This window comes from Pseudomonas sp. NKUCC02_KPG, from assembly GCF_019345465.1.
Lineage (GTDB): Bacteria > Pseudomonadota > Gammaproteobacteria > Pseudomonadales > Pseudomonadaceae > Aquipseudomonas.
The window spans coordinates 25,347-44,460 of record NZ_JAHKRC010000023.1; the positions used below are offsets into that span (position 1 = coordinate 25,347).

At 58.6% G+C, this 19,114-nt stretch carries 14 protein-coding genes; 3 read left to right on the forward strand and 11 right to left on the reverse strand.

Annotated elements, in window-relative coordinates; genetic code table 11:
* Complete coding sequence (locus KO536_RS23230) at positions 1 to 1,440, reverse strand: cytochrome ubiquinol oxidase subunit I (RefSeq protein ID WP_133078617.1); 1,440 nt, start codon at positions 1,438 to 1,440, stop codon at positions 1 to 3.
* Between the two features lie 406 nt (positions 1,441 to 1,846).
* Between KO536_RS23230 and KO536_RS23235 the strand changes: the two genes are divergently transcribed.
* Complete coding sequence (locus tag KO536_RS23235) at positions 1,847 to 3,076, forward strand: MFS transporter (RefSeq protein WP_133078618.1); 1,230 nt, start codon at positions 1,847 to 1,849, stop codon at positions 3,074 to 3,076.
* 105 nt (positions 3,077 to 3,181) lie between these two features.
* Here the strand turns inward: KO536_RS23235 and KO536_RS23240 are convergent, their stop codons facing one another.
* Entirely contained in the window at positions 3,182 to 3,619 is a 438-nt protein-coding gene (locus tag KO536_RS23240) for a DUF4879 domain-containing protein (RefSeq protein WP_133078619.1), read from the reverse strand.
* Positions 3,620 to 3,829: 210 nt separating this feature from the next.
* Here KO536_RS23240 and KO536_RS23245 point away from each other — a divergent pair, with 210 nt between their 5' ends.
* Complete coding sequence (locus tag KO536_RS23245; protein WP_133078620.1) at positions 3,830 to 5,125, forward strand: NCS2 family permease; 1,296 nt, start codon at positions 3,830 to 3,832, stop codon at positions 5,123 to 5,125.
* Complete coding sequence (gene trmA, locus KO536_RS23250; RefSeq protein ID WP_219263151.1) at positions 5,122 to 6,210, forward strand: tRNA (uridine(54)-C5)-methyltransferase TrmA; 1,089 nt, start codon at positions 5,122 to 5,124, stop codon at positions 6,208 to 6,210. Before KO536_RS23245 ends, trmA begins: the two co-directional genes overlap by 4 nt.
* A 118-nt stretch (positions 6,211 to 6,328) precedes the next feature.
* On the opposite strand, the gene KO536_RS23255 is transcribed toward trmA, so the two are convergent.
* From KO536_RS23255 to quiC, 9 genes are all read right to left on the reverse strand, one after another.
* Positions 6,329 to 7,615: a TolC family outer membrane protein gene (locus tag KO536_RS23255; RefSeq protein WP_219263159.1), complete on the reverse strand. Its 1,287-nt coding sequence runs from the start codon at positions 7,613 to 7,615 to the stop codon at positions 6,329 to 6,331.
* 29 nt (positions 7,616 to 7,644) lie between these two features.
* Positions 7,645 to 8,973, reverse strand: coding sequence for an HlyD family type I secretion periplasmic adaptor subunit (locus tag KO536_RS23260; RefSeq protein ID WP_219263152.1), 1,329 nt, complete (start codon positions 8,971 to 8,973; stop codon positions 7,645 to 7,647).
* The gene (locus tag KO536_RS23265) at positions 8,970 to 10,715 is read right to left on the reverse strand and encodes a type I secretion system permease/ATPase (protein ID WP_219263153.1); all 1,746 of its coding nucleotides are present in this window, start codon (positions 10,713 to 10,715) and stop codon (positions 8,970 to 8,972) included. Before KO536_RS23265 ends, KO536_RS23260 begins: the two co-directional genes overlap by 4 nt.
* A 113-nt stretch (positions 10,716 to 10,828) precedes the next feature.
* Positions 10,829 to 11,458, reverse strand: coding sequence for a heme acquisition protein HasA (locus tag KO536_RS23270; RefSeq protein ID WP_133076957.1), 630 nt, complete (start codon positions 11,456 to 11,458; stop codon positions 10,829 to 10,831).
* Between the two features lie 106 nt (positions 11,459 to 11,564).
* Positions 11,565 to 14,345: a TonB-dependent receptor gene (locus KO536_RS23275; protein WP_219263155.1), complete on the reverse strand. Its 2,781-nt coding sequence runs from the start codon at positions 14,343 to 14,345 to the stop codon at positions 11,565 to 11,567.
* Positions 14,346 to 14,565: 220 nt separating this feature from the next.
* A complete protein-coding gene (locus KO536_RS23280; RefSeq protein ID WP_219263160.1) occupies positions 14,566 to 15,567 on the reverse strand; it encodes a FecR family protein in 1,002 nt (333 codons plus the stop codon).
* A gap of 86 nt (positions 15,568 to 15,653) precedes the next feature.
* Positions 15,654 to 16,160 carry an RNA polymerase sigma factor gene (locus KO536_RS23285; RefSeq protein WP_046810569.1) on the reverse strand — a complete coding sequence of 169 codons (507 nt, stop codon included), beginning with the start codon at positions 16,158 to 16,160 and terminating at the stop codon, positions 15,654 to 15,656.
* A 102-nt stretch (positions 16,161 to 16,262) separates the two neighbouring features.
* On the reverse strand, positions 16,263 to 16,940 hold the full coding sequence (locus KO536_RS23290; RefSeq protein ID WP_133076960.1) for a TetR/AcrR family transcriptional regulator: 678 nt from the start codon (positions 16,938 to 16,940) through the stop codon (positions 16,263 to 16,265).
* A 67-nt stretch (positions 16,941 to 17,007) separates the two neighbouring features.
* On the reverse strand, positions 17,008 to 18,918 hold the full coding sequence (gene quiC, locus KO536_RS23295; protein ID WP_133076961.1) for a 3-dehydroshikimate dehydratase QuiC: 1,911 nt from the start codon (positions 18,916 to 18,918) through the stop codon (positions 17,008 to 17,010).
* Between the last annotated feature and the right edge of the window lie 196 nt (positions 18,919 to 19,114).

Sequence of the window (19,114 nt, forward strand, 5' to 3'; positions counted from 1 at the left end):
TCAATTCCCCTTAGTCAGGCTGTCGCTGTGGCCTTCATCTGTACCCTCATGGGCCGCAGACAGAGGACGGGCAGGCGTGCGTTGCTGGCCTGGGCCACCGTGGGTGTCTTCTTCGCCTTCGTGGGTAATCGGACCTTTGCGTACCAGACGCATCATGTAACCCAGACCCGCACCAAACAGCGCGAAATACACCACGACAAACATGACCAGCGTGACGCTCATTTGCATGACGCTGTGGTTGGACGACGCATCCGAAGTGCGCATCAGCCCGTAAACCACCCACGGCTGGCGACCGATCTCGGTGGTGAACCAACCCGCAAGGATCGCGATCAGGCCCGATGGTCCCATCCACAGCACCATACGCAGGAACCAGCGGTTCTCGTACAGGGTGCCGCGCCTGCGCAGCCATACGCTCCAAAGCCCGACGAAGATCATCAACATGCCCAGCGCCACCATGATGCGGAAGCTAAAGAACACGATGGTCGAGTTGGGGCGATCCTCTGGCGGGAACTCCTTCAACGCAGGGATTTGCTTGTCCAGGCTGTGCGTCAGAATCAGGCTGCCCAGGTACGGGATCTGAATCTTGTAGTCCGTGGTTTCGGTCTTCATGTTCGGGATACCAAACAGAATCAGCGGCGTTGGCTCACCGGGTTTGTTTTCCCAGTGACCTTCCATGGCCGCGATTTTTGCTGGCTGATACTTGAGGGTATTCAAACCGTGGGCATCACCGATCAGCGCCTGTACCGGCGCAACCACCAGGGCCATCCACATGGCCATCGAGAACATGCGGCGAATGGCCGGCGTGTTACGACCGCGCAACAGATGCCAGGCCGCTGACGCGCCGACGAAAAATGCCGTGGCGACAAAGGCGGCCGTGGCCATATGCGCCAGACGGTAAGGGAACGACGGGTTGAAAATGACCGCCAGCCAGTCCACCGGAATCACTCGACCATCGATGATTTCGAAGCCTTGCGGGGTTTGCATCCAGCTGTTGGAGGCCAGGATCCAGAAGGTAGAGACCAGCGTTCCCAGGGCCACCATCGCGGTCGAGAAGAAGTGCATCCCCCGGCCCACGCGATTCCAGCCAAACAGCATGACGCCCAGAAAACCCGCTTCAAGGAAGAATGCAGTCAGTACTTCATAGGTCAGCAGCGGCCCGGTAACAGCACCGGCAAAATCCGAGAACCTCGACCAGTTCGTGCCGAACTGGTAGGCCATGACCAGGCCCGATACAACGCCCATGCCGAAGTTGACGGCGAAAATCTTCGACCAAAAGTGGTACAGGTCGCGGTAGGTATCGTCACGGGTTTTCAGCCACATGCCTTCGAGCACCATCAAATAACTGGCGAGACCGATGGTAATGGCGGGAAAAATGATGTGGAACGATATGGTAAACGCGAACTGAATTCGGGCGAGCTCGAGAGCATCCAAACCGAACATAAGTCTTCCTCTATCAGGTATCAGGTCGTTGAGGACCCAGACTTCGCGCCTGAATCCAACTACCCTGCACGCCGTGGCCACCGCGAATCGCTGCTCGCTTTCAAAACCACAACACCAAGGGATCTGGCCGGCTGGCCACTCAGACAAAAACCCAAAGGCTTTGATCTGGATCAAGCATGGATGAAAGAGTAGTCCATTCCTGACACACGGCTAATGTGGTTTGTTGTCGCGTGACACGATGCCTCAGGCCTTGATATAGACCGTTGCAAGAACCACAAGGAATCGCGCAAAAGCCCTGTTTGACCCAACGTGGGGCGCTGGGGATATGTGATATTTCGAGTCATTATTTGTTACAAGACAATGATAATCTCAACGTCCCCCCACCCTCGGCCACGACCTCTTTTAAATGACCAGCCAGCCCCTTCTGCTCCGCCATCACCGGCCATTTGTGGCCTTCTGGTTTGCCCGTATCTTCACCGCCAGTGCATTTCAAATGCTCACCGTGGCCATTGGCTGGAACCTCTACCAACTGACTGGCAACGTGATGGACCTGGGATGGGTGGGCTTGATCGAGTTCGCGCCGCGCCTGCTGTTTATGTTGCACACCGGGCATGTGGCCGACCGCTATGATCGTCGCAGAGTGGCGGCCCTGTGCCAGTCGGTACAGGCAATGATCGCCCTGACATTGGCCACCAGCAGCGCAGGCGATCACATCACCCGGGAAATGATCTTTATCCTGGCGTTTTTGCTGGGTGCCGCCCGCTCCTTCGAAATGCCCGCCACCCAGGCGCTGCTGCCTTCGATCGTGCCGGTTGAGCTGTTCCCGCGCGCAGTGGCGGCGGCACAAGCGGCGCAACAATCGGCCACCATTGTCGCGCCAGCGTTTGGGGGCTTGTTGTATGCGTTTGGCAGCGTCTGGGTGTATGGCCCGAGCGTTGCGCTGTATCTGATTGCGGCACTGCTGATGAGTAACCTCCCCGCCCGCCAGTTGCCGCTGAACAAAGCCAAGGCCACGCTGGACTCCCTGCTCGCGGGCATTCGCTTCATTCGCAGTCGCCCTGACGTCCTCGGCGCCATCTCCCTGGATCTGTTTGCCGTCCTGCTGGGCGGGGCCACGGCGCTGCTGCCTGTGTTTGCCAAGGATATTTTGCTGACCGGCCCCTGGGGCCTGGGCATGCTGCGCTCGGCACCGGCGGTCGGCGCCCTGCTGATGTCATTGTGGCTGGCCAGATTCGCGGTGGAGCGCAAGGTGGGGCGCGTCATGTTTACCGCGGTGGGGATATTCGGGGTCGCCACCATCGCGTTCGGCCTGTCGACCTCGTTCTGGTTTTCAATGGCAGTGCTGGTGGTTCTTGGCGCGGCGGACATGATCAGCATGGTGATCCGCGCCTCGTTCGTGCAACTGGAGACCCCGGATGAAATGCGTGGCCGGGTGAGCGCGGTCAACGGATTGTTTATCGGCGCGTCCAACCAGCTGGGGGAATTCGAATCCGGAGTGACGGCCCACTGGCTGGGCACAGTGCCCGCCGTGGTGTTGGGCGGGGTTGGCACGCTGGTCGTCACCGGGCTGTGGATAAAACTGTTCCCGGGGCTGGCCAACCGGGACCGGATGGTAGAAGAGCACAAAACCCTGTAGTCGCTGCCGCAGGCTGCGATAAGGGCCGAAGGACCTTCGTTCTTTAAAAAGAGCGGCTCCTGCGGGCCCGATCGCAACCTGCGGCAGCGACTACAGGTGAGGATCTCACTTTATATATAGCCGCACACCCAGCCGGTTGTGCGGCGGCACCAGCGAGGTGTTGCTGAACTCGAACCAGCCACCGTCCTTGTTACCCAGGTCAAAGGTATACACGTGCCCCACCGTGGTGCCCGCACCGTTGCAGGCCACCAGCCCCTCGCCCTGGTTACAGACCGCAGCCCGCACACCGTCCACTTCCTGGCCATCGAGCGTGACATTCGGCTGGCCGCCGTAACCGCGCTCCAGCACATAGACCTTGATACCAGGGCCCTTGTGGTCGCAGCGGGTCTGCTCACGACCATCGGACACATCCTCTACAGCGCAGGAAACAGACGCCACTTTGAGAATTTCCAGGGTGCTCAGGGGTGTCGCGGGCGCGGCGCTGATCGCGGCACTTATAAGGAAGCCGACACAGGCTGAAATCGACGTGATGACGTGCTTCATGGATCCCTCCTAAAACTGGCACGCAGTATGCCTGCGACATCAAGGTTATAAAACAAGGCCCAGCAGGGTAACCAAAGCAGCCATATGTACGAGCTGCTGGTATGATGCGCGGCTTTTTCCGACAGACAGAAATTCTTCAGACGGTCCACGTCTGTGCTTTGCTGTTGAAAACGATTTAATCACGGCGCATTTGGCGCCACGGGGACTGGCATGCTGGAAAGGCTGTTTCAACTCAAAGCACACAACACCAATGTGCGTACCGAGATTCTTGCGGGTATCACCACCTTCCTGGCGATGGCCTACATCCTGTTCGTCAACCCGAGCATTCTCGGCGAGACGGGCATGGACAAAGGCGCCATATTTGTTGCCACCTGTCTGGCGGCGGCTATCGGTTCGGCGACCATGGGCATTATCGCCAACTACCCGATTGCACTGGCACCGGGCATGGGCCTGAACGCCTTCTTCACCTACACCGTGGTGCTGCACTTGGGCCACACCTGGCAGGTAGCGCTGGGTGCGGTGTTTATCTCGGCGGTGCTGTTCTTCCTGTTGTCGATCTTTCGCATCCGCGAATGGATCATCAACAGCATCCCCCTGCCACTGCGTTCGGCGATTGCCGCCGGTATCGGCCTGTTCCTGGCGCTGATTGCCCTGGGTAACGCCGGTATCGTGGTTGCCAACAAGGCAACCTTGGTCGGCATGGGCGATCTGGCTCAGCCAAAAGTGATCCTGGCCTCCCTGGGCTTTGCCCTGATTGTTGCCCTTGAGGCAATGAAAGTCCGCGGCGCGGTGCTGATCGGCATTCTGGCCGTGACCATTGCTTCCATTGCAATGGGCGTCACCGATTTCGGTGGCGTCGTGTCGATGCCACCTTCCCTGGCCCCGACCTTCCTGCAACTGGACATCAAGGGGGCTCTGGACATAGGCCTGATCAGCGTGATCTTCGCCTTCCTGTTCGTTGACCTGTTCGACAACTCCGGCACATTGATCGGCGTCGCCAAGCGCGCTGGCTTGATGGGCAAAGACGGCCACATGCCAAAAATGGGCCGCGCCCTGATCGCTGACAGCACCGCAGCCATGGCCGGTTCGTTGCTGGGTACTTCGACCACCACCAGCTACATCGAGTCGGCGGCAGGCGTGAGCGCCGGTGGCCGTACCGGTCTGACGGCCATCGTGGTCGGCATCATGTTCCTGCTGGCGTTGTTCTTCTCGCCATTGGCCGCCAGCGTTCCAGCCTTCGCCACCGCACCTGCGCTGATGTTTGTTGCCGTGCTGATGATGAGCGGCCTGGCCGAAATCGAATGGGACGACGTCACCGTTGCCGCACCGGTAGTGATCACCGCACTGGCCATGCCGTTTACCTACTCCATCGCCAACGGCATTGCCTTCGGCTTTATTTCCTGGACCGTGATCAAGCTGCTGTCGGGCCGCGCCCGTGAGCTGAATGCGCCGCTGATCATTCTGTCGGTTCTGTTTGTCGTCAAGCTAGGTTGGTTTCCTGCATGAGTGCTCTGCCATTTGATCCTGCTACCTACGCCGTTGAGCTTGAGGCCAAGGCCAATCGTCTGCGCGAGTTGCTGGCGCCTTTCGATGCGCCAGAACCCCAGGTGTTCGATTCGCCCCTGAAGCACTTTCGTCTGCGGGCCGAATTTCGCCTGTGGCGCGAAGGGGGCGAGCGTCACTACGCCATGTTCGCGCAAGATGACAAGCGCACACCGATCCTGATCGAAGAGTTTCCGATTGCCAGCCTGCGCATCAACCAATTGATGCCCCAACTCAAGGCCGCCTGGAAAGCCAGCTCAGCCCTGAGCCACAAGCTGTTCCAGGTTGAGTTCCAGACCACCCTGGCAGGCGATGCGATGGTCACTCTGTGCTATCACCGCCCGCTGGACGAGCACTGGCAAACCGCTGCCGAGCAGTTGGCCAAAGACCTCGATATCAGCGTGATCGGCCGCTCCAAGGGCAAACGTGTCGTGATCGGCCGCGATCATGTGGTCGAAGCGCTGGAAGTGGCGGGTCGCACCTTCACTTATCAACAGCCCGAAGGCGCGTTCACCCAGCCCAATGGCACGGTCAACCAGAAGATGCTCAATTGGGCATACGAAGCGCTGGGCGAACGTTCGGATGATCTGCTGGAACTGTATTGCGGCAACGGCAACTTCACCCTGCCGCTGGCAACTCGCGTGCGCAAAGTGCTGGCTACCGAAATCAGCAAGACATCGGTGTACGCCGCGCTCAACAACCTGCGCGACAACGCTGTGGATAACGTCACGCTGGTGCGCCTGTCGGCAGAAGAACTGACCGAAGCCCTGAATGAAGTACGTCCATTCCGTCGCTTGCAGGGTATTGACCTGAAAAGCTACGAGTTCGGCAGCGTTTTCGTTGACCCGCCGCGTGCGGGCATGGACCCGGACACCTGCGAACTGACACGCCGCTTCGATAACATCCTGTATATCTCGTGCAACCCTGCAACATTGGCCGAGAACATCGCCCAACTGCACGATACTCACCGGATTGAGCGCTGCGCAGTATTTGACCAATTCCCGTGGACTCACCACATGGAGTCGGGCGTGTTGCTGGTTCGCCGGTAAACACAGGTTCTGATACACCGTGTCGACCGAATCGCGGGCAAGCCCGCTCCCACAGGATCAGCGCAATACCTGTGGGAGCGGACTTGCCCGCGATGGCCACGCCGCACTATGGCCATGTTTAATGGGCCCGAAAATACCCCGCCACCTGCCGCAAATCCCCTTCATTCAATAACCCCGCGTAGTACTTGAGCTGCACCCGCGCCAGCAAATAGGCATAGCGCGCCTCAGCCAAATCCCGCTTGGCACTGAACAGCTGCTGTTCGGCATCCAGCACATCCAGATTGACCCGCTCGCCCCCACTCACGCTTTTCTGCGTCGCCTGCACCAGTGCACCGGCAGACTCAACGGCCATTTCATACGCACGCACCTTGGCCGCCGCGCTGCTATTGAGGTTGTATTGCTTGCGCAGGTCCACCAGCGTGGTCGCTGTTTGCGCGTCCAGTTCGTACTGAGCCTGGGACAGTTGCCGCGCAGCCTGACGGGTCGATGCCGACACCGATCCCCCTGCAAACAACGGCACGGTGAGCTGAATGCCCACGCTGTTGGTGTCGTACTTCTGGTTGTAGGTGCTCTCCGAATCGGAGCTGGTCTGACGGCTGCTGGCATACAAGCTGAGCTTGGGCAGATGCCCGGCCCGCTTGCGTTCCACCTCATACTCGGCCGAGGTCAACGCGTGATGCTGCGACGCCAGCTCCGGGTTATTGGCCAGCGCCAGTTCGCGCCAGCTTTCGAAGCGCCGAGGTTCCAGTGGCAGAATCACAAAATGCGCCACCAGTGGGGCAAGCTGCTCGACCTGCAGCGGCTCACCAAGCATCGCCTCCAGCTCACGCAAGGCTGCGTCCTGATTATCTTGCGCCTCGATTTCTTCAGCCACCGCCATGCTCAGGCGCGCCTGGGTTTCCAGCACATCGGTGCGAGTACCCTCACCGCCTTCAAGAAGCCGTTGGTTGAGTTGCAGGCGCTCGGCAAAGGCGCGCTTTTGCGCCCGGCTCAATTCGATCCGCTCCTGCGCCAGCAGCGCCTGGCTGTAGGCACTGAGCACGCGCACCGCCAGATACTGACTTTTGCTGCGAAAGCGCTCATCAGAAAACAGCGCCTGCGCTGCTCCCTGTCGGAATCGTGCGTAGGCTTCGTAGTCCAGTAGCGGTTGCTGCAAGGTCAAGGTCGCCGCATAACTGCGGTAGTCGCGGTCGGTCCGAGTGCTGGCCTGGGTGACTTCGGACTCGTTGCGCGAATTGTTGTAGTTCCACGACAGGGTGGGCAGCAACGCCGAGCGACCCAGGGCGCGGTTCTCCTCCCCTGCCGCCCGCTCTTCAATGGCGGCCTGAAAGGTCGGGTCGTTGCGAATCGCCAGATCGTAGGCTTCCAGCAACCCCATCGCCTGTACCGGCCCAGCACACGCCATCAGTAATCCACATAAGAACTGGCGCACCGTCATTCCTCCACCAACGCCATATGCGTACGGTCGAGCAACGGCTTGAACAGATAATTGAGCATCGAACGCTCGCCCGTGCGCACAAATGCTTCAACCGGCATGCCCGGGCGAATCTGCAGCCCGGCCAGTTGGGCCATGCCCGCATCGCTGACCTGTGCGCGCAGCGTGTAATACGGCTCGTCCGTGCGCTCATCGACCTGGCGATCCGCCGACACCAGTGTCACCTCGCCCGCCACCCTTGGCGTGGTGCTTTGGCTGAAGGCCGAGAACATCAACTCCACCGGCAAGCCCGGGTGAACCTTGTCGGCCAGTTCAACCGGCACGCGCGCCTCGACCAGCAGGGGTTCTCCCTGGGGCACGATTTCCATCAGTGCCTGACCGGGCTTGATCACGCCGCCCTCCGTAAACACATCCAGCCCCACCACAATTCCGGCCACGGGAGCGCGCAACTGGCTGTTGGCCAACTCAAACTCGGCCGAAGCCAGCCGGTTGCGCAGATCCTCGGTGCGCACTCGGGTGTCGGCCAGTTGGGTACGGACTTCCTTTTGATACTCCTCGGCCAGTTGCCGAATTTTCAGACGCATCTCCAACACTTGTCGCTGCAATTGACCGATGCGACCGTAGTCTTCACTGATGGAGCCCAGTACCTGGGCGTACACCCGCTCGCTGTCCAGCAGGCGATTGCGCGGGATATACCCTTCCCTCGCCAGCTCACGCAAACCTTGCAGTTGTTCGGCAAGGGCCGTGCGTTGCAACACCTTGCTGGTCTGGGATTCACGCACCCCGCGCAACTGCGCCTCGGCGCCCGCGATACTCTCGTCGACCCCTTGCTGATCCAGCAGCAACGCCTGACGGCGGCTATCAAACAGTTGCCGCTGCAATACCAGATTCGATGCCACTTCCGGCTCGGTCGCCAAGGCCGTCAACTCGACAGGAAAGTTCACGCTGGCGGCGCCATCGCGCTCGGCATTTAGCCGCGCCTCACTGGCCAGCGAGCCATAAAACTGGCTGCGCAACGACTGAGCCTGCCCCAGCAGCGGGGTTTCCTTCAACCGGATCAAGACCTGACCGGCATCCACCTTGTCGCCGTCACGCACATCGATCCGCTCAACAATCCCGCCGCTGGGGTGTTGCACCACTTTGCGATGGCCCGAAACCATCACCTTGCCCGACACCGCGACGCCCTTGTCCAGCGGCGCCAAAGCGGCCCAGCCGAGAAACCCGAGAAAGCCGCCGAGCATCAGCAGCCAACCCAAACGCGAATAGCGGGTGTCATCCAGTTGCAGCACATTGCTGTCCCCAGGGACCTTGGCGTTCGAATACTTCATGCCTTGCCCGCCTCTGCCGTACCGAGCCGATAGCTCACATTCATCGCAGGCTTGGGCGCCGCAGGTTTCGCTGCAGCGGGCGCACCAAGCACCTTGGCCGTCGGGCCAAAGGCTTGTAGCTGGCCTTCGCGCAGAATCAACAGGTAGTCGGTGAGGGTCAGCACATTGGGTTTGTGGGTGATCAAAATCAGTGTTCGCTTGTGCTGTTTGAGCTGGGCAATGGCCTGTAACAAGGCCTGTTCCCCGGCTTCATCGAGGTTGGAGTTGGGTTCGTCGAGCACGATCACCGCTGGCAAGCCGTAAAGTGCACGGGCCAGGCCGATGCGTTGCTTCTGCCCGCCGGACAGCCCCGCGCCGCCTTCACCCAGGCGTGTTTCATAGCCGTCGGGCAATTGCAGAATCAGCTGATGCACTCCGGCCAGTTGCGCAGCGGCCAACACCTTGTCGGCATCCACCTCGGCAAAGCGTGCGATGTTTTGCGCGATGGTCCCGGCAAACAACTGAATGTCCTGGGGCAAATACCCCAGATGCGGACCGAGCTGATGCTTGTCCCACTGCGACAACTCAGCCCCGTCCAGCCGCACCTTGCCCGCCAGCGGTTGCCATACCCCAATCAACAGCCGGGCCAAGGTCGACTTGCCGCAGCCAGAAGGCCCGATCACCCCTATCACTTGCCCGGCCGGCAAGGTGAAGCTCAAGTTGGCCAGGGTGGCGCGACGGGTGCCGGGAGCGCTGGCGCTCAATTGCTCCACCGCCAGTTCGCCCCGAGGCGCAGGCAATGCCATGCGCCGGGCTCGCGGCGGATAGCTGTGCAGCAATGCTTCGAGGCGCTGATAGGCCAGCCGTGCCGACGTCCATTGCTTCCATACACCGATCAACTGGTCGATGGGGCTCAGTACCCGGCCCATCAGAATGGAGCCGGCAATCATCATCCCGGCCGTGATCTGGCCTTGTACGGCCAGCAGCGCGCCCAACCCAAGCACCAGGGATTGCAGCGCCAGGCGCACGCCTTTTGACCAGGCGCTGACGGTGGCGGTTTTTTCACTGGCCAGATTCTGCTGCGCCAAAAAGGCCGTGTGCTGTGCCAACCAACCCTCGCGCAAGGTATCGAGCATGCCCATTGCCTCGATGGCCTCGGCATTGCGTAGATGGGCGCTGGCTTGCTGGGTGGCTTGCACTGACAACTCACTGGCGGCTTTAAGTGGGGCTTGCGAGACGCGCTGATTGACCCACGCCAGTATCATCAACAGCACCGCCCCGCCCAGGGCCAGCAGCCCCAGCCACGGGCTGAACATAAAAATTACAAACAGGTACACCGGAAACCACGGCGCATCGAAGAACGCGAACAGGGCATTGCCGGTCGCAAATTGGCGCAGGCTGGTGAGGTCATTCAGCGCCTGCCCGGCCGCCGGGTTGCCAGTGCGCAATTGCGCTTCGAACGCGGCGTCGTAGACGCGCTGATTCAAGCGCATATCCATCTGCGTGCCGAGGCGGATCACCACCTGACTACGCACCCATTCCAACGCGCCCATCAGGCCAAAGAGGCCGAGGATCATCAGCGTCAGCATCAACAGGGTCATTTGATTGCCCGATGCCAGCACCCGGTCATACACCTGCAACATGTACAACGCCGGTGCCAGCATCAGTAAATTGATCACGGCCGAGAACAGGCCGATATTGAAGAAAGCACGTTTGTAGGCCGTCAAGGCAGCCAGCATCTCGTTGGCTTTGGGCCGGGTCATGGAAGGATTCCGAGGAAGTGGGCCGAAAACCCTGTGGGAGCTGGCTTGCCTGCGATGCAATCGCGGGCAAGCCCGGCTCCCACAGGATTGGAGTTCACTGAAGTGAGCGGGAGTTACGCCGCCAGAGCCCAGTCCTGAACCACTTCTTGCACGCCCACCAGGCTGATATCAGCAACCTGCGGTGCATCGGAGTGGGCCAGGCCAGCAGCGGCCAACTGGTCGAAGGTTGAATCGGTGGACAGGCCGAACTCGCTCAACAGGTTGTTGAGCACGCCTTCCAGACCCGATACGTTGCCTTTCATCAGGCCGTAGATCACGTCCTGAACAGCGTTGCCTGCACGGCCGGCATCGCTGGCGGCGGACAGGTCGAGGCCGTTGAAGGAGACGGTGTAGTCGTCCAGGCCAAACGCGCTGCCCGAACCACCAGTCAGCACTTCACCCAAACTCACGCTGTCCAGTTCACCCCACAGGTAATGATTCATGTTGTCGCCAGCAGAGACTTTAGGGTCATACACATAATGCAGGCCATTGCTGGTATCGCTTCCTGCGATAAAGGCGTAGTCCGAATTATTGGCACCATGCGTCGCATACTGCTCACCATCTTGAGCACGACCGCCACTATTGAAACCACCGGTATTGCTTAGACCGTGACCCGCAGTTTTAAAACCTTGAGCCCAATCGCTAAGCACGTCACCAATCGAATCAGAACCAACAAACGAACTATAGTTAATTGAAATAGTCATGACTTGAACTTCTTCCTTAGATAGTTTCAGTGAAGTGGCGCACAGCGATGCACGCCCTTGCTCACAACGAGCAATCTTTTATATAACGAAGCAAACAGTCCGTTATTTAGAATTTATATTCGAGCATGCCACTCAATGTCCGACCGCGCGCCATACTCAAGTTATTGGCATCGCCCATGGCCACAAAGTAGGCTTCGTCGGTAGCGTTCTCTAATGACAAGGTAATATTCAACGTGTCCGTCGGCCAGTAACTTGCATACAGGTCGTACACGCTGTATTTAGGCCAGTGTGCTTGCTCTATACCGGAGTAACTCCATTCATTCAGACCCGCGCCATTACCAGGGCTGTAGCGAAAGCGTATCCCCGTGTCCAGGCGCCGCTCAAGGAAACGAGCACCCACTGTTAGAGACCCTCGATCTGCGGGCATATATGCCGCATTACCCATAGTAGATCCGCAATCGATTTTGTTGTTTCTGTCCGGGTCATCGAGCCATTCAGAGACTCTAGTATTGATGTAGCCAATCTTGCCATTAGGCCGGGTGTAGGGCGTCCTGATTATCTTAACAACCTCGCCCCTTTTCTTGGCGCCGCCCATATAGTACCCACTTGAGCAAAACTCATTACTGCCAATCATATGCGTGTAACTCAGGTTGGTATACAACCGTCCCATATCGTAATTCAACTGATATTCAACGCCGCGAAACCGGGTCTCCGCTTGGTTATTCACATACGCAGAGCGACCCGACCCGACGACATCCGCCGACCCTGGAAGAGAGACACCATAGTGTAAAAATGAAAAATTCTTGATGTTATTATCAAAGTAAGCAACTTTTACTCCAAGCCGGTCATTATTAAAGAACAGGGATTCTTTAAAGATATTTAAACCGAACTCCCATTCCCGGTTTTCCTCAGCTTTCAGGTATGGATTGGGGTAAACCCGCTCCGGTGCATTCCCCCCATGGGGCCGCCCGGTCATAAACACCTCAGTCACCGCCGGCGGGCGCCAGCCTTGGCCCCATCGCCCATAGAACTGCAACCAGTCAACTCCGGGCTTTATCCCTATACCAAACGTCGGTGAAAACTTGCCTTCTTCACGATCTGAATCATAGAAATAAACATTTCTTACAGAAGAACCCGAGGTCATCACCTCGCCACCATTCTCCCCTGGAGTGACCGGCGCTTGCCATAAACTCATGCCCGTTTTGCCTTCCAGGCGATAGCGGTCATAACGCAACCCGGCATCCAGCGCCAGCCAATAGCTGTACTGGTAGTGCAGGTTATTGAACAGGCTGGCCATGGTGCGTTTGCCTTCCGGGTCTGCCCCCTCGACCCAGGGCAGATCGTTCTCGTTCTCGGCCGGCACCAGATTGTTCTTGGATTTCAAAATGTCCTGATAGCTTTCCAGGCCATAGTTCCAGCTCAGTTGCCCGTAGTTGTTGAAGTCAAACCGGGACGTGTTTTCTACCTGAAAACCCCATGTGCTGGTGCGAAACTCATCTTCGTAACCATCAAATGCATTACCACTATTAGCCGACGCTTTGTGGGGGGCATTACGCCGATCAAGCTGCGTATTGACGTAATAAAGTTTACTTTTGAAGTCGATCAGCTCGTTATCCGGGTTGTAGCTGTAATCCAGCGCCAGGTTGCCGGTATTGATATTGCTTTTACCGGTACGCACATAGTCGTAACCATCCTGCGTCGCATTGAGGTTGGTCCATGCGTCAGCGCTATCGCTGTCGGTTTCCAGGTAAGTGAACTGCGCTCGCTGGTCGTTGGGCAGGTTCAGCCCGAGCTTGACCATCTGCGAACGGGTCACGCTGCCGGTATCGCCTACTTCACTGGTCAGCCAGTCTGTCCAGGCTTCGCGATATTTGTTCTTGTTGCGAATATTTACGCCCAGGTTATCGGCGTTTTGCCGACCGGTACGGTAGTCACCAAAATGGCGTTCGCTATAAGCAACCAAAATATCGCCAAGTTCATTGCCAAATGCGAAGACGCCACCGCCATTGAAATAGGTGCCGTTACCCAATTTACCGATACCGCTGCCGGCCCGGATGCGCCCGCCGTACTCTTTGCCGTCTTCCAGGAACTCGCTGGCTTGCAGGGTGTTAAAGCTGGCAATGCCCCCCAATACGCCCGCACCGCCCATGCCGGACTGGGCGCCTTTATCGATTTCAACGCTGGAGACCATTTCCGGGTCGATCAACATCACGCCGTTGCGCTGCTGGTGGCCGTTAACGTTGAAATTCTGGCGCATGCCGTCAACGTTCATGTTGACCCGGCCGTAGTCCTGAATACCGCGGATGTTGACCGACAGGCCCTGGTCACGCTGATTGACGGCGGTGTACACGCCCGTGGTTTCTTCGAGCATGTCCGCTGCGTGGCGTGGGGCGCGCTTGTTGATTTGCTCGCGAGTAATGACCGCTACAGAAGATGGCGTCTGATACACCCAATCCCCACTATTGCCTTCGCTGGCCGTTACCGAAGTAGTGCCCAATGCCAGTGCGCCATTGTGTTCGCCGCTGACGCGGGTCAGGGTGACCTGGCGTTCGCCGGTAAAGCGGTACTCCACCGGATTGCCGCCCAGCAAACGGGCCAGACCTTCCTGTACGCCGAAGTCGCCATTGAGTGCTACGGATTTCAGGCCTTGCAGCATCTGGCTGTCGAACAGCACTTGCAGGCCAGCCTGCTCGGCAAAAATCAGCACGGCCTTGTCCAGCGGCTGGGCCGGAATATGGAAGGCGATAAATTCTTGTTGCACGGCGCTGCTGACTTTTTCAGCGGCCTGTACCGGCGCTTGCACCGCCAGCGACGCAAACAGTGCGATATGAACAGCAAAGGCTAACCGGCTTGCGGAATGCACCCCTTTGCGCTGACTACCCATCATTTTTATTTTCCCCAGGCTTACGAGCTGCTTTGCGAATGAATCTCAATAGCAAGACGTAACGTCGGGGTGAAGTCAGTAAAGGTTTTTGCGATTAATGTTCAAAAAGCGCTGGAGGGCCCTGTGGGAGCGGGCTTGCTCGCGATAGCAGCACTGCAATCTGCCTGACACACCGCGCGGTCTGCATCGCAGGCAAGCCGGCTCCCACAGGATGGGTGGTGGCTCAGTACACCAGGCTCACGCCCGCCAGTTCGACGCGCTGCACATGCAACTCCTGGGTGAGGGTGTGCAGCGCGCTGTCGAGCATTTCGAGGCGGAATACGCCGCTGACCTGTCGACTGGCCAGGGCAGGATTGGCCAATACAATCTGGCCGGGGCGATAGCGGTTGAGCTGTTCGATCACGTGGGCCAGCGGTTGACGGTCAAAGACCAGTACACCACGGCGCCAACTGGTGGCCGCGTTGAGGTCGAAACCGGGTAGTTTTTGTACACCCTCCTGTGCGCTGTAGCGGGCGCTTTGGCCTTCTTCCAGGGTTTGCTGCGCCGCGCCTTGAACCGGCGGGGTCAACAGGCTGACCGCAACGCTGTGCTGCAACACCCCGACCCATGCCTGGTCGCTGCTTTCCCGACCAACCACAAATTGCGTGCCCAGCGCCCGGGTTCGCCCACCCGCACTTTGCACTACAAAAGGCCGGGTTTCGGCTTCGCCCATGGGCGACACGTCAAATACGGCCGCCCCCGAAAGCAATCTGATCCGCCGCTCGCGGGTGTCGTAGTCGATGCTGATTGCACTGGATGCGTCCAGCTCGACCGAACTGCCATCGGCGAGTTGAACGGTTCGGATTTCTCCTGCACCCGTGCGGTAGTCCGCCTGCATTTGAAGCAGCAGGGTCGGGCCGCTGATCCAGCCGACCGCCAGCACCAGCGACAGCACCGCCGCACGCCCGGCCCAACGCAGCGGGCGCCGGCGTCGAGTCACCGGCACGGGGCGGGCGGCGGGCGGTGACAGGCGATGCCCGGCGGGCCTGGCCTCCAGCGCCAGCGCCCCCAGCGCCGCCCAGGTCTGCTCGGCGAAACGTAACGCCGGGGCATGGCGCTCATCGGCGGCCAGCCACAGGTCCAGTTGCGCCCGGGTGTCTTCGCTCAACGCACCCGCGTGCAGACGCACCGCCCACTCGGCGGCCGCTTCAGTAATGCTCTGCTGTTCGGGGCCTTGGCTCATCAGGTGTGAATCTCTATTTCTCGTTATATATAAGCAGTGACGTCTCGCCGGCTAAAACTCAGTAAGCCATTCATCTACATATTTGAATATTATTTCTCAGGCTCTTGTAGGCGCTGCATGACGTAGGCCAAGGCTTTTGACAGATGCTTTTGCACTGAGCTGTCAGAAATTTCAAGATGGCGCGCAACTTGAGCATGGGTCATGCCCTCGATGCGATTGAGGCGAAAGATCTCCTGCGTGCGTTCCGGCAATTCGGACAATGCCTGCTTTAGAGCCATGCGCTGTTGTTCAGCCATCGCCTGGGCCTCCAGCCCTGCCAGTTCATCTTCGATTTCGGCCAGTGCTTCGTGGGCAACCGAGTCGGTCTTGCGTCGGGTTTCCTGGCGAATGTGATCGACCAACAGGTTGCCCGCGATGCGATACAGATAGCCGGGGGTGTTGTCGATGTGCTCCTTGCGCCCACGCTCGGCCATGCGCAGAAAACTTTCCTGCACCAGGTCTGCGGCCAGCTGAGGGTCTCGCACCTTGCGCGCCAGATACCCGCGCAGGGTACCGGCATGCTTGAGGAACAAGCCTTTGAGATCCATATCCGACAAACCGACTCCCTGAGCATGAAGGAAAGGGGCGGCTATCTTACTTTTTGTCGAGAATGATTTTCAATTAGTATTGGATTTCATTTCCAGAAATGTGGCGCCCGGTCATGCCTGTAAATAACGCAACACTGCGTCACACATCATGTCGCGCTGACGCTGCTTGACCTGCAGATCGGAAAAGTCGACCTGAAAAATCTCACCCAGGGTGTACCGGTTCGACACTCGATAAAAACAGAATGAACTGACCAGTAAATGAACATCCAGCGGGTTCAGCCCCGCACGGAATACCTTTTGTTCAACGCCGCGTCGCAGGATGTTCTCCAGGGCATGCACAATCGTGTCGTTCATGGCCTTGATGCCTTCCGAACGCTTGATGTACTCACCCTTGTGGATATTTTCGATGCTGACAATGCGCACAAAATCCGCGTTCATGTCGTGGTGGTCGAAGGTGAACTCCACCAGCCGCAGAATGGCTTCTACCGGCTCGAGCTGATCCAGGTTCAAGCGACTTTCGATGCTGCGGATTTCGCCGTAGAGCTTCTCCAGCACCTCGACGTAGAGCTGCTCCTTACTGGTGAAGTAGTAATAGATCATGCGCTTGGAGGTCTTGGTACGCTCTGCGATGGCGTCCACGCGAGCGCCCGCCAACCCTTGTTCCACGAACTCGACAATGGCTTCTTGCAGGATATTTTCCCGCGTCTTCTCAGGGTTGTTCTTACGGCTCTTGCGCGGTTCGACGACCGGTGCCGTGGCGCCGGTGTCGAGTTCTGGAATGTCGGTCATGTAAGGTTCACGGCCATATTGGAATGCCCGCGATTATGGGGCGCCCTGCTCAATGAAGGAAGTCGCCCTACAGTTTTGCCTGACGCACCGCGCCACTGCGCGACTTGGCCATGGCGGCCAGACGCACCGCTACGTTTGCAGCACCGTACCCGGCATAGCCATTTTTGCGCTGCAGAAGCTCGAAGAAGAAACGCCCCTCAAAGGCTTCCGTATACACATGAAACAACTCGCCGCCTTGGGCATCCCGGTCGTACAGCACGTTGAAATAGGCCAGTTCGCTCAAGAACTCATCATCGAAATCAAACCGCGCGGCCAGGTCGTCATAGTAGTTGAGCGGGATATCCAGCAGCGGCACGCCCGCAGCCTTGGCACGGCTGACTTCAGCAAACAGGTCGTCACATTCAAAGGCAATGTGATGCACACCTGAGCCACGATAACTCGACAGGGCATGTGAGATGGCGGTGTTTCTGTTCTCTGAAATATTCAACGGCAAACGAATCGAGCTGCATCGACTGCGCAATGCCCGGCTCTTGACCAGCCCATAAGGGTCCGGCAGCACCACTTCATCATCAGCCTCGAAATCCAGAAGGCTTTTATAGAACAGTACCCAGCTGTCGAGGCTGTCGGCGGGCAGAGCCATTGCCATGTGGTCGATGCGCTTGAGCCCGCCCTGGGCTGAAGGAGTTGGCGTGATGGTGAAGTCCGACTCATACAGCGGCTTGCCGGCAGCGTCTTTGTCCACCAGATAAATCAGGCTGCCATCCGGTGCGCGCACCGCCGCCAGCTCCAGCTCATTGGGGCCGACCAGCCCGCGATAGGGCTGCCCCTTGTAGGCCACGGCACGGGCCAGGGCGCTGCTGCTGTCCTGCACACGCAGTGCAGTGGCGCACAACGATGGGCCGTGGGCCTCAAAAAAGTTATGGGCGAACGAATAGGGTTCAGCGTTGAGGATCAGGTTGATGTCGCCCTGGCGCAGCAAGCTCACGTTCTTTGAACGGTGCTGCCCGGCCTTGCTGAACCCCAGGCGTTCGAGCCAGTGAGTCAGCTGCGCGCCCTGGCTTTCATCCACGGCAAATTCGAGGAACTCGATACCGTCGTACTGACTGGCTTGAGGCGGTGCAAACAAGGGTTCAAGCGTCGCGGCCGGGGCCGCTTGCTGCACAAGCCGTTCGCGGGTCTTCTCTTCGAGGTACAACAACGAACGCAAGCCATCGGCCGCATTGGCCCGCGGTGGAGCTGCCCGAAAACCATCATTGAAGATTTCCAGCGACAAAGGCCCTGTGTAGCCACTTTGTATGATCGGCGCCAAAAAGCCCGGCAGATCAAACTCGCCCTGCCCTGGGAAACAACGGAAATGACGACTCCATTCCAGCACATCCATGGCCAGAATCGGTGCGTCAGCCATTTGTACAAAGAAGATCTTGTCGCCGGGAATCTGCGCAATGGCGCCTGGATCGCCCTTGAGCGACAGGGTGTGGAAGCTGTCGAGCAATACCCCAAGATTCGGATGGTCGATCTGGCGCACCAGATCCCAGACCTGTTGCCAGGTATTGACGTGACGCCCCCAGGCCAGCGCTTCGTAACCAATGCGCAGGTTGCGCGCCCCCGCACGTTCGGCGAGCATGCTCAGGTCATCCAGCAGAATCTGGCGATCGCCCACCGAGTCGGGCGAAGCGTTACTGCACACCAGCACCAGGTCGGTGCCCAGCTCCTGCATCAAATCAAACTTGCGCTCGGCGCGATCAAGGTTGCGGGCGAGACGATCGCGGCGGCACCCCTCGAAATCACGAAACGGCTGGAACAAGCTGATTTCAAGCCCCAGATCGGTGCACATCTGACGGACTTCACGGGGGCTGCCGTCGTAATACAGCAGGTCGTTCTCAAAGATCTCGACCCCGTCAAAACCTGCCGCCGCAATGGCGTCCAGCTTCTCTGGCAAGGTGCCGCTCAAGGAAACCGTGGCGATCGAACGCTTCATTTAAAACTCCCAGGATTGGCGCAGCCTGCAGGCGACGGCATTTCTTAATGGCTTGATTATTAAGGGCGCCCTATTATTGAGCAACCAATCTGTACCAACCGGTTAGTTTTGCGTGCGATTATCGAACATTATGGCCTATCTTGAATTGACGATTTTTTGTCCACTCGCCACCATCAACCCCGTACTTCTTGCGTCA